Source organism: Ralstonia soli, assembly GCF_023955655.1.
Taxonomy (GTDB): domain Bacteria; phylum Pseudomonadota; class Gammaproteobacteria; order Burkholderiales; family Burkholderiaceae; genus Ralstonia; species Ralstonia soli.
In genome coordinates this window covers 134,001-144,321 of sequence record NZ_JAMXHT010000011.1, presented here as the reverse complement: position 1 = coordinate 144,321, position 10,321 = coordinate 134,001, and the positions used below count along the sequence as shown (strand labels likewise).

At 65.4% G+C, this 10,321-nt stretch carries 12 protein-coding genes; 9 read left to right on the top strand and 3 right to left on the bottom strand.

What is annotated here, in order from left to right; translation table 11 throughout:
- Nucleotides 1–370: 370 nt before the first annotated feature.
- Nucleotides 371–1,147, bottom strand: a complete 777-nt coding sequence (locus NG900_RS25185) for an enoyl-CoA hydratase (RefSeq protein WP_252684876.1) — start codon at nucleotides 1,145–1,147, stop codon at nucleotides 371–373.
- An 86-nt stretch (nucleotides 1,148–1,233) separates the two neighbouring features.
- Between NG900_RS25185 and paaG the strand changes: the two genes are divergently transcribed.
- Entirely contained in the window at nucleotides 1,234–2,022 is a 789-nt protein-coding gene (paaG, locus tag NG900_RS25180) for a 2-(1,2-epoxy-1,2-dihydrophenyl)acetyl-CoA isomerase PaaG (protein WP_252684874.1), read from the top strand.
- Nucleotides 2,023–2,093: 71 nt separating this feature from the next.
- On the opposite strand, the gene mltA is transcribed toward paaG, so the two are convergent.
- Complete coding sequence (gene mltA / locus NG900_RS25175; RefSeq protein ID WP_252684872.1) at nucleotides 2,094–3,236, bottom strand: murein transglycosylase A; 1,143 nt, start codon at nucleotides 3,234–3,236, stop codon at nucleotides 2,094–2,096.
- A 74-nt stretch (nucleotides 3,237–3,310) separates the two neighbouring features.
- Between mltA and NG900_RS25170 the strand changes: the two genes are divergently transcribed.
- A complete protein-coding gene (locus tag NG900_RS25170; RefSeq protein ID WP_252684870.1) occupies nucleotides 3,311–3,541 on the top strand; it encodes a hypothetical protein in 231 nt (76 codons plus the stop codon).
- Here the strand turns inward: NG900_RS25170 and apaG are convergent, their stop codons facing one another.
- Complete coding sequence (apaG, locus tag NG900_RS25165; protein ID WP_009242005.1) at nucleotides 3,542–3,916, bottom strand: Co2+/Mg2+ efflux protein ApaG; 375 nt, start codon at nucleotides 3,914–3,916, stop codon at nucleotides 3,542–3,544.
- A 150-nt stretch (nucleotides 3,917–4,066) separates the two neighbouring features.
- Here apaG and rpe point away from each other — a divergent pair, with 150 nt between their 5' ends.
- The 7 genes from rpe to trpC all read left to right on the top strand — a co-directional run bounded on the left by rpe (nucleotide 4,067) and on the right by trpC (nucleotide 10,319).
- The gene (gene rpe, locus NG900_RS25160) at nucleotides 4,067–4,795 is read left to right on the top strand and encodes a ribulose-phosphate 3-epimerase (protein ID WP_252684868.1); all 729 of its coding nucleotides are present in this window, start codon (nucleotides 4,067–4,069) and stop codon (nucleotides 4,793–4,795) included.
- Complete coding sequence (locus NG900_RS25155) at nucleotides 4,795–5,508, top strand: phosphoglycolate phosphatase (protein ID WP_252684866.1); 714 nt, start codon at nucleotides 4,795–4,797, stop codon at nucleotides 5,506–5,508. The genes rpe and NG900_RS25155 overlap by 1 nt, the downstream gene beginning before the upstream one ends.
- A gap of 358 nt (nucleotides 5,509–5,866) precedes the next feature.
- A complete protein-coding gene (gene trpE, locus NG900_RS25150; RefSeq protein ID WP_252684864.1) occupies nucleotides 5,867–7,405 on the top strand; it encodes an anthranilate synthase component I in 1,539 nt (512 codons plus the stop codon).
- A gap of 16 nt (nucleotides 7,406–7,421) precedes the next feature.
- A complete protein-coding gene (locus NG900_RS25145; RefSeq protein ID WP_252684862.1) occupies nucleotides 7,422–7,991 on the top strand; it encodes an aminodeoxychorismate/anthranilate synthase component II in 570 nt (189 codons plus the stop codon).
- A complete protein-coding gene (locus tag NG900_RS25140) occupies nucleotides 7,988–8,449 on the top strand; it encodes a lysozyme inhibitor LprI family protein (RefSeq protein ID WP_252684890.1) in 462 nt (153 codons plus the stop codon). The genes NG900_RS25145 and NG900_RS25140 overlap by 4 nt, the downstream gene beginning before the upstream one ends.
- A 15-nt stretch (nucleotides 8,450–8,464) precedes the next feature.
- The gene (gene trpD, locus NG900_RS25135; RefSeq protein ID WP_252684860.1) at nucleotides 8,465–9,502 is read left to right on the top strand and encodes an anthranilate phosphoribosyltransferase; all 1,038 of its coding nucleotides are present in this window, start codon (nucleotides 8,465–8,467) and stop codon (nucleotides 9,500–9,502) included.
- A gap of 13 nt (nucleotides 9,503–9,515) precedes the next feature.
- Nucleotides 9,516–10,319 carry an indole-3-glycerol phosphate synthase TrpC gene (gene trpC / locus NG900_RS25130; RefSeq protein WP_252684858.1) on the top strand — a complete coding sequence of 268 codons (804 nt, stop codon included), beginning with the start codon at nucleotides 9,516–9,518 and terminating at the stop codon, nucleotides 10,317–10,319.
- Nucleotides 10,320–10,321 lie beyond the last annotated feature (2 nt).

Here is a 10,321-nt window from a genome sequence, read left to right as displayed (position 1 = left end):
TTTCGTCGCTGTCAACAACTTGCTGAAGAATTTTTATCGTTCAACGCGTCGCTAACTTCACCGCAACCGCAGACCGTCGCCAACCACTCAACAACCCGCAAACCCGCTCCACTCCTACTTCTCCACCGCCTCAACCACCCCACCGTCGCTTTCGTTTCGGCGCTGTCGTTTGCAGCGAGGGGCGAACTATAGGCAGGTTTCCGAAGGTTGGCAACACCTTTGTCGTGACGGGTTGATGTCAAGCCGATGAAGAATTACCGCCATCCCAGGCTGGGCCTACGATTGCCGGTCAAAAGCAGCCGCAAAATGACTTGAAGGATACCCGAGACGATTACTCGGGTATTCCCTAGATCACACGGCCGCCTTTCTCTTATTGATGTTTGAACGCCGGCGCGCGCTTCTCCAGGAATGCGCGCATGCCCTCTTTCTGGTCTTCCGTGGCGAAAGTGGCGTGGAACAGGCGGCGCTCCAGGTGGACGCCCTCCGTGAGCGAGGTCTCGTAGGCGGTGTTGATCGATTCCTTGATCATCATGACCGTGGGCAGAGAGAAGCCGGCGATGGTTTCCGCAGTCTGGATGGCTTCGTCGAGCAGCTTGTCGGCCGGGATGACGCGCGAGACCAGCCCGGCGCGTTCAGCTTCTTCGGCGCCCATGATGCGGGCGGTCAGGCAGAGGTCCATGGCTTTGGCCTTGGAGATGGCGCGCGGCAGGCGCTGCGTGCCGCCACCCCCGGGCATGGTGCCGAGCTTGATTTCGGGCTGGCCGAACTTGGCGGTGTCGGCAGCGAGGATGATGTCGCACATCATGGCGACCTCGCAGCCGCCGCCCAGCGCATAGCCGGCCACCGCGGCGATCACCGGCTTGCGCACGCGGCGGATGGTTTCCCAGTTGCGCGAGATGTATTCGCCCTTATAGACGGTGGCGAAGTCGTAATCCGCCATGACGGCAATGTCGGCCCCCGCTGCGAACGCCTTCTCGCTGCCGGTGATGACGATGGCGCCGATGTTGGCGTCGGCATCGAAGGCGAGCAGCGCGGCGCCCAGTTCATCCATGAGCGCATCGTTGAGGGCGTTGAGCGCCTTGGGGCGGTTGAGCGTAATCAGGCCAACGCGGCCGCGCGTTTCGGCCAGAATGTTTTCGTACGACATGCAAGCTCCAGATGGATTGGATGTAACCTTGGCCGACCAAACGGCCGGTTAAACACTTAACCTGCGACCAAGGAGGAGACAAGAAGATGAATAGCCCGACTATTCTGCTCGACTGGCACGATCACGTGGCCACCATCACGCTGAATCGGCCTGATCAGCTCAACAGTTTCACAGCCGGCATGCACCGGGAATTGCGCGACGCGCTGGACAAGGTGGAGCGCCAGAAAGCCCGCGCGCTGATCCTGACCGGCGCTGGGCGTGGCTTCTGTGCGGGGCAGGATCTGTCCGAGCTGAGCTTCACGCCGGGGCAGATGACCGATCTCGGCCAGCTCATCGACGAGCAGTTCAACCCGCTGGTGCGCCGCCTGCGCGCCCTGCCCTTGCCGGTGATTGCCGCGGTGAACGGGGTGGCCGCCGGTGCGGGTGCGAACCTGGCGCTGGCGTGCGACATCGTCCTGGCGGCCGAGAACGCGTGCTTCCTGCAGGCCTTCGTGAAGATCGGGCTGCTGCCGGATTCGGGCGGGACGTGGTTCCTGCCGCAACGCATCGGTGTGGCGCGGGCGATGGGGCTGGCGATGCTGGGTGAGAAGCTCGATGCCAAGACGGCCCTGTCCTGGGGGCTGATCTGGGGCGTCTATCACGATGCCAAGATCCTCATGACCGAGGTGCGGGCGATGGCCGATCACTTGGCCAAGCAGCCGACGCGGGCCCTGGCCGCCATCAAGCAGGCCATGCATGCGGCACCCACGCAATCGCTCGATGCGCAACTCGACCTGGAGCGCGACCTGCAGCGTGACCTCGGCAACTCGCGCGACTACGCCGAGGGCGTGAACGCCTTCCTCAACAAGCGCATCGCGCACTTCACTGGCGAATAAGGCATGGGCGAACACCGCTTGCCGAGCCGGCGAAGTTTCCGCACACGGCCAAGCGCGGTGAGTCGCTGCCTTTAACGGGCGGCGACACCAACGCTGCCGCCCTTGGGCACCAGCACCCACAGACGGCCAGCCTGCTTCATGCGCCCGGCCAGATCGCCGGCGGCATCGCCGTGGCCGAAGTAATAGTCGGCACGCACCGCACCACGGATGGCCGAACCCACGTCCTGCGCAAACACCAGCTTCTGGATCGGGGCGGTCGACAGCGGCTTCGTCGTCGACAGGAATACCGGCGAGCCGAGCGGAATGTACGTCGGGTCCACCGCAATCGAGCGCTCGTCGGTCAGCGGCACACCCAGCTTGCCGATCGGGCCACCGGTATTGCCGGGCGTTTCCGCAAAGAAGACATAGCGCGGGTTGATGTTGAGCATCTCTTCCACGCGGCTCGGATTGGCGCGCGCCCAGGCCTTGATGCCCTGCATGGTCGCCTGCACGGGCGTGATCTCACCCATGTCGAGCAGCCAACGCGCGAACGAGCGGAACGGCTGGTTGTTGGTGCCGCCCACGCCCAGGCGCATGATGCCGCCCTCTTCCAGTTGGACTTGGCCCGAACCCTGAATCTGCAGGAACGCGGCCTCGACCGGGTCGTCCACCCATACGACTTCCTGCCCCTGCAGTGCCGGGCTGTGGATCAGCTGCGCACGCGCCGGCAGCGTCTTGCCGCGCCATGCGGCGGGCATGCGATACAGCGGCGTCTGATAGATGCCGTGGCGGGTGCGCGAGCCGCGCAGCAACGGCTCGTAGTAGCCGGTGATCAGGCCACTGTCGGTGCCGTCGTCCTTGACCACGCGGTACGGCGTGAAGTTGTCTTCAAAGAAGACGCGCATGGCGATCGGGTCGCCGGCGTCGACCATCAGGCCGGCCGAGCACACGCGCGACCAATCGGTGCGGCGCTTCATCGCCTGACAGTTCGATTGCAGCGCAGGCCAGGCGGAGGCGAGGTCATCGGCGGTCCAGCCGGTCACATCCGCCCAGGTGGCCGGGGCCAGGTGCCCGCCCAGCGTTGCGGTGGGCGGTTGCGACGTTTCGACGCGCGGCGGCGGGCCACTCGTACACGCAGCGAGCAAGGCGGCAACCAGGGCCGTCGCCAGCCCCGCCCATCGACGGAAATTGGCGGTACGAGCGTGTGTCAATGCGTCCAAGGTTGCTGCTGTCATGCCTGTTCCATCCTGTCCGAAGGGGTGGCGGGCTTGGCTACAATGCCCCGCATCCGCGCACTCCGTCGTCGACCATGAGCGAATTCTTTGAAAACCATCCGATGATGCTGTTCGGCCTGGAGGCCGGCGTGGCGCTGTTCCTGCTGATTTTCATCGTGGTGTGGACGATGTCGGGCGCCAAGAAGCACCCGCGCCCGCTGCGCGCGCCGCCCGACCATCCTTCGCGCCAGGCAGAGGCCGCAAAGCCTTCGGAATCGACCGGGACCGCGCCAAAAGATTCGCAGCCGCCGAAGGCTTCATCGTAATCAGTGCAGCATGCGCGGCATCACCAGCGCAAACTCGGGGATCGGCGCCTCGAAGCGGTGACCATCCTCGGCCACGCAAAAGTACTCGCCGCGCATCGTGCCCACGGGCGTCTTGATGGTCGCCCAGCTCGTGTATTCAAACGATTCGCCCGGCGGCAGCAGCGGCTGGTGGCCGACCACGCCCAGGCCGTTCACCTCCTGCACCTGCTCTTCGGCATCGGTAATCACCCAATGGCGCGAGATCAACTGGCTCGGCACATCGCCAGTGTTGCGGATGGTGATGGTGTAGGCGAACGCGTAGTTGCCCTGCTCAGGCTCGGATTGCTCCGGCAGATAGCGCGTCCGGACCTGGACGGTGAGTTCGTAGCTCGGCATGTCGATCCACAATAAGAATGGCGCCCATTGTGCGGCATGGCTGGGGCAGCCACAAGGGACGAACACGGGACGAACGGGCACGGCCGGACGGCTGATCCCGGCTAAAATAGCGGCCTTCTTCGCGTACTTGCGCCTTATTCGCCTCTCATCATGCCCGCAGCCATCGATCCGTCCGGTTTCCGTATTGCCCCGTCCATTCTGTCCGCCGACTTTGCCCGCCTGGGCGAAGAAGTGCGCCGCGTGCTCGAATCCGGCGCCGACTGGATCCACTTCGATGTGATGGACAACCACTACGTGCCGAACCTGACCGTCGGCCCGCTGGTGTGCGAGGCGATCCGCCCGCACGCGCAGAAAGATGGCAAGCCGGTGCCGATCGACGTGCACCTGATGGTGAGCCCGGTCGATCGCATCATTCCCGACTTCGCCAAGGCCGGCGCCGATCTGATCACCTTCCACCCGGAAGCGTCGGAACACATCGACCGTTCGCTGGCGCTGATCCGCGACAACGGCTGCAAGGCAGGCCTGGTGTTCAACCCCGCCACGCCGCTGCACTATCTGGATCACGTGATGGATCGCCTGGACATGGTGCTGATCATGTCGGTCAACCCGGGCTTTGGCGGCCAGTCGTTCATTCCCGAGGCGCTGAACAAGCTGCGCCTCGTACGCCAGAAGCTGGATGCGTACCAAGAGAAGACCGGCCGCAAGATCCTGCTGGAGATCGACGGCGGCGTGAAGGCCGACAACATCGCCGAGATCGCCAAGGCTGGCGCGGACACGTTCGTCGCCGGTTCGGCCGTGTTCGGCAAGCCCGATGCAGATGGCGGCTACCGTGGCTCCGTGGGCGCGCTGCGCCAGGCACTGGCTGGCATCGGCGCGTGATGAGCACCCCCATCCGCGCCGTCATCATCGACCTGGACGGGACGATGGTCGATACGGCGGGCGACTTCCACGCCGCCATCAACGCGATGCTGGAAGCGCTCGGCTCCACGCCGGACATGTCTGCCGAGGAAATCGTCGGCTACGTGGGCAAGGGCTCGGAAAACCTCGTGCGGCGCGTGCTCGATGCGCGCCTGCCGCCTGCGCAGGCCAACAGCCGCTTCGCCGAGGCGCTGGACGCCTACCAGCGCGCCTACATCGCCATCAACGGACAGTTCGTGAACGTCTATGACGGCGTGCGCGAAGGGCTAGCGGCGTTGCGCGACATGGGCCTCGCCCTGGCATGCGTGACGAACAAGCCACACGATTTCACGCAGCCGCTGCTGGCCCAGCTCGGTCTGGACGCGTATTTCGAGCTCGTCTACCCCGGCGACGCCTTCCCGTACCGCAAGCCCGATCCGTACCCCATGCTGCGGGTGGCCGAAGCGTTTGGCGTCAATCCGGCCGAAGTCGTGGCAATCGGCGACTCGGAAAACGATGCCCGCGCGGCCCGCGCCGCCGGCATGCGTGTGCTGGCAGTGCCGTATGGCTACAACCACGGCCAGCCTATACAGCACGCGGGAGCCGATGCTATAGTCGACACACTTTTTGCGGCAGCGCAGTGGATTCAGCCTTATGCCGAGCCACACAACGCAACATCAGCCGCTTCCAACTGACGATCCATGTTCCTGAATCGCAAACGCATCTTCGCTCGTGGTGACCGGGGGGCCTGGCCCTGGCGACCCTGGCACGCCCTCGCTCGGGCGTAAGCGTTTGCACGGCTGCTGATCGTTCTTCCCCGGTTTTTGGCGCACTCTGCCTGAACCACCGCCGTATCTCCTGCCCCAAACGCTGACCGCCCGCCGGTTTTCCGTTGGCATGTGCCTTCGGATGGCCTTTGCGGGACCGCATGGTTTTTCGCGTTCCCATCCCTGATGTTCTGCTAACGTTCCGACGGCGCAACTGCGTTTGCCGTGGAGCGAGCGCATGCCGGTGCGGGCAATACCACCTGCCGGCGAATCGATCTGACCGCTCATGACCGAACTCGAATTCAAATCGCTGGCCGACCAGGGCTACAACCGCATCCCGCTGATTGCCGAGGCACTGGCCGATCTGGAGACGCCCCTTTCGCTCTATCTGAAGCTGGCGCAATCGCACGACCGTGGCACGAACACCTTCCTGCTTGAATCGGTGGTGGGTGGCGAGCGCTTCGGGCGCTACTCGTTCATCGGCCTGCATGCCCACACGCTGCTGCGCGTGAAGGGCAACCGCACCGAAGTCGTGACCGACGGCAAGGTTGTCGAGACGCACGACGGCAACCCGCTGGACTTCATCGCCGCGTTCGAGCGCCGCCAGAAAGTGGCGCTGCGCCCGGGCCTGCCGCGCTTCTGCGGCGGCCTGGCCGGCTACTTCGGCTACGACGCCGTGCGCTTCATCGAGCCGCGCCTGGCCGACTCCGCCCCGCCCGACGACCTGCAACTGCCCGACATCCAGCTCATGCTGTGCGAAGAGCTGGCCGTGATCGACAACCTGTCGGGCAAGCTCTACCTGATCGTCTACGCCGATCCGTCCAAGCCCGAGGCGTATTCGCGCGCCAAGCAGCGCCTGCGCGCATTGCGCACCAAGCTGCATCAGCCCGTCGACGTGCCGGTGACGTCCGCCTCGGTGCGCACGGACACCGTCCGCGAATTCGACAAGGCGGACTACATCACCGCCGTGCTCAAGGCCAAGGAGTACATCGCCGCCGGCGACATGATGCAGGTGCAGATCGGCCAGCGCCTGGTCAAGCCGTTCCGCGATGCGCCGCTGTCTTTGTACCGCGCGCTGCGTTCGCTGAACCCGTCGCCGTACATGTACTTCTACAACTTCGGCGACATGCAGATCGTCGGGGCCTCGCCGGAAATCCTGGTGCGCCAGGAAGAGCGCCGCGTGCCGGTTGACCAAAACAACGGCAACGGCAATGGCGCCGACGAATCCGCCCGCATCGTCACGATCCGCCCGCTGGCCGGCACCCGCCCGCGCGGCAACACGCCCGAGCGCGACGCCGAACTCGCCACCGAGCTGCTCAACGACCCGAAGGAGATCGCCGAGCACGTCATGCTGATCGACCTGGCGCGCAACGACATCGGCCGCATTGCCGAGATCGGCTCCGTCAAGGTGACCGACCAGATGGTCATCGAGAAGTATTCGCACGTGCAGCACATCGTCAGCTCGGTCGAGGGGCGCCTGAAGCCCGGCATGACCAACATGGACGTGCTGCGTGCGACCTTCCCGGCCGGCACGCTGTCGGGTGCGCCCAAGGTGCGTGCGATGGAGATCATCGACGAGCTGGAGCCTGTGAAGCGCGGCATCTACGGCGGCGCGGTGGGCTATCTCTCGTTCTCGGGCGAGATGGATCTGGCCATCGCCATCCGCACCGGCATCATCAAGGACGGCAACCTCTACGTGCAGGCTGCGGCCGGTGTCGTCGCCGATTCGGACCCGGATGCCGAATGGAGGGAAACCGAACACAAGGCGCGCGCGGTGCTGCGTGCTGCCGAGCAAGTGCAAGACGGCCTCGACGCCGATTTCTAAGGTCAAGGAGCCCAACATGCTTTTGATGCTCGATAACTACGACTCCTTCACCTACAACATCGTCCAGTACTTCGGCGAGCTGGGTCAGGATGTGCGCACCGTGCGCAATGACGAAATCACGATCGAAGAGATCGAGAAGCTCAACCCGGAGCGCATCTGCCTGTCGCCCGGGCCGTGCACGCCAACGGAAGCCGGCATTCTGGTGCCCGCGCTCAAGCACTTTGCCGGGCGCGTGCCCATCCTGGGTGTGTGCCTGGGGCATCAGGCGATTGCCGACGCATTCGGCGGCCGCGTGATCCGTGCGCAGAAGGTGATGCACGGCAAGGTCAGCACCATCGAGAACACCGGCGTGGGCGTGTTCGCCAACCTGCCGCGCCACTTCAAGGTGACGCGCTATCACTCGCTGGCGATCGAGCGCGAGACGCTGCCCGACTGCCTGGAAGTGACTGCCTGGACGGAAGACGGCGAGATCATGGGCGTGCGCCACAAGACGCTGCCGGTGGAAGGCGTGCAGTTCCACCCGGAATCGATCCTGTCGGAGCACGGCCATGCGCTGCTGGGCAACTTCCTGAAGGAACGCGTCTGATGCGCCGCGCGTGCGCGGTCGCGCTGGTGACGATGGCCGCGATGATGACCAGCTTGCCGGCGATGGCCGGCACGCTGGAAGCCTGTCGCGCCGCCCAGCCTGAAGCCCGCGACGTCGCCCGCTGCGTGCAGGCTGCGCGCAAGGCGGCTCAGGCGGAACTGGCGACGGCTGAATCCGCTCGCCGCAACGACCTGCGCGCCCGCATCGCCGCACGGGGCACCAACATGGACCGCGGCGCCGCCATGGCCTTCGACCGCACCGTGCGCGCCCACCAACTCTATCGGCAGGCCGAATGCGACCTGCAACGCCGCGTGGCCCGCAACACCGCTGATGCCGACCTGGCCGAAGCGGCGTGCGACGCCGATCTCTCGCGCGAGCGCATCGGCGCCCTGCATGAATCGGCACACTCTGCTGCAGCACCGGCAACCCCGGCCGCAGCACCGGCAGCGCCCAACTGAATACGGAACCCCATCATGACCATTTCTCCGCAAGAGGCACTGACCCGCTGCATCGAGCACCGGGAGATCTTCCACGACGAAATGCTGCACCTGATGCGGCTGATCATGCGCGGCGAGATGTCGCCCGTCATGGCCGCCGCCTTGACCATGGGACTGCGCGTCAAGAAGGAAACCATCGGTGAAATCGCCGCCGCGGCCACCGTGATGCGCGAATTCGCCACCAAGGTCGACGTGCCGGCCGAGGTGTCGGACCACTTTGTCGACATCGTCGGCACGGGCGGTGACGGCGCCAACACGTTCAACATCTCCACCGCGTCGATGTTCGTGGCGGCGGCGGCCGGTGCGCGCATCGCCAAGCACGGCGGGCGCGGCGTCAGCTCCAAGTCGGGCAGCGCGGATGTGCTCGAAGCACTGGGCGTGAACATCATGCTCACGCCCGAACAGGTGGCCGAATCGATCGAGACGGCCGGCATCGGCTTCATGTTCGCGCCCAACCACCACCCGGCCATGAAGAACGTCGCGCCGATCCGCAAGGAGCTGGGCGTGCGCACCATCTTCAACATCCTCGGGCCGCTCACCAATCCCGCTGGTGCGCCGAACATCCTGATGGGCGTGTTCCACCCGGACCTCGTCGGCATCCAGGTGCGCGTGATGCAGCGCCTGGGCGCGAAGCATGCCGTGGTCGTTTACGGCAAGGACGGCATGGACGAGGTGTCGCTGGGCGCCGCCACGCTGGTCGGCGAGCTGAAGGACGGCGTGGTGACCGAATACGAAATCCACCCGGAAGACTTCGGCCTGCAGATGGTCTCCAACCGCAGCCTGAAAGTGGCCGACGCGGAAGAGTCGAAAGCCATGCTGATCGACGCGCTGGAAAACAAGCCCGGCACGCCGCGCGAGATCGTCGCGCTCAACGCGGGTGCGGCGCTGTATGCGGCCAACATTGCCGGCTCCATCGGCGACGGCATGAAGCTGGCGCGTGAAGCCATCGCATCCGGCGCGGCGCGCGCCAAGCTCGACGAACTCGTGCGCGTGACCAACAAGTTCAAGGCCTAAGCCCGTTCAAGCCATGTCCGACATCCTCAACAAAATCCTGGCCGTGAAGGCCGAAGAAGTGGCCGCGGCGCGCAAGCACCGTGATCTGGCCAGCGTGCGCGCCGAGGCCGAAGCCAACCGCACCGACAGCACCCTGGGCCCGCGCGGCTTTGCCCAGGCCGTGCGCGACAAGATCGCCGCTGGCCGCGCCGCCGTCATCGCCGAGGTAAAGAAGGCCTCGCCGTCCAAGGGCGTGCTGCGCCCCAACTTCAAGCCCGCCGACATCGCCCGCAGCTATGCCGAGCACGGCGCCGCGTGCCTGTCGGTGCTGACCGACGAGCAGTTCTTCCAGGGCCACGCCGATTACCTGCGCGAGGCCCGCGCCGCCTGCACATTGCCAGTCCTGCGCAAGGACTTCATGGTCGACCTGTACCAGGTGTACGAAGCGCGCTCGTGGGGTGCGGACTGCATCCTGCTGATCGTCGCCGCGCTGGACCAAGGCCTGATGGTCGAACTCGAAGCCTGTGCGCTCGAACTCGGCCTGGACGTGCTGGTGGAAGTGCACGACGGCCATGAGCTGGACCGCGCGCTGCGCCTGCAAACCCCGTTGGTGGGCGTGAACAACCGCAACCTGCGCACGTTCGAGACCTCGCTCGACACCACGCTTGGCCTGCTCAAGCACATGCCGGACGACCGCATCGTCGTCACCGAATCGGGCATCCTCGTGCAGGACGACGTGCGCAAGATGCGCGCGGCCGCCGTCAACGCGTTCCTCATCGGCGAAGCCTTCATGCGCGCCGACGACCCGGGCGCCGAACTGGCCCGCCTGTTTGCCTGAAC

Coding starts and splice junctions, on each gene's coding strand:
- NG900_RS25185 (WP_252684876.1), bottom strand. CDS start 1,147: ATGTCGTACGAAAACATTCTGGCCGAAACGCGCGGCCGCGTTGGCCTG.
- paaG (WP_252684874.1), top strand. CDS start 1,234: ATGAATAGCCCGACTATTCTGCTCGACTGGCACGATCACGTGGCCACC.
- mltA (WP_252684872.1), bottom strand. CDS start 3,236: ATGACAGCAGCAACCTTGGACGCATTGACACACGCTCGTACCGCCAAT.
- NG900_RS25170 (WP_252684870.1), top strand. CDS start 3,311: ATGAGCGAATTCTTTGAAAACCATCCGATGATGCTGTTCGGCCTGGAG.
- apaG (WP_009242005.1), bottom strand. CDS start 3,916: ATGCCGAGCTACGAACTCACCGTCCAGGTCCGGACGCGCTATCTGCCG.
- rpe (WP_252684868.1), top strand. CDS start 4,067: ATGCCCGCAGCCATCGATCCGTCCGGTTTCCGTATTGCCCCGTCCATT.
- NG900_RS25155 (WP_252684866.1), top strand. CDS start 4,795: ATGAGCACCCCCATCCGCGCCGTCATCATCGACCTGGACGGGACGATG.
- trpE (WP_252684864.1), top strand. CDS start 5,867: ATGACCGAACTCGAATTCAAATCGCTGGCCGACCAGGGCTACAACCGC.
- NG900_RS25145 (WP_252684862.1), top strand. CDS start 7,422: ATGCTTTTGATGCTCGATAACTACGACTCCTTCACCTACAACATCGTC.
- trpD (WP_252684860.1), top strand. CDS start 8,465: ATGACCATTTCTCCGCAAGAGGCACTGACCCGCTGCATCGAGCACCGG.
- trpC (WP_252684858.1), top strand. CDS start 9,516: ATGTCCGACATCCTCAACAAAATCCTGGCCGTGAAGGCCGAAGAAGTG.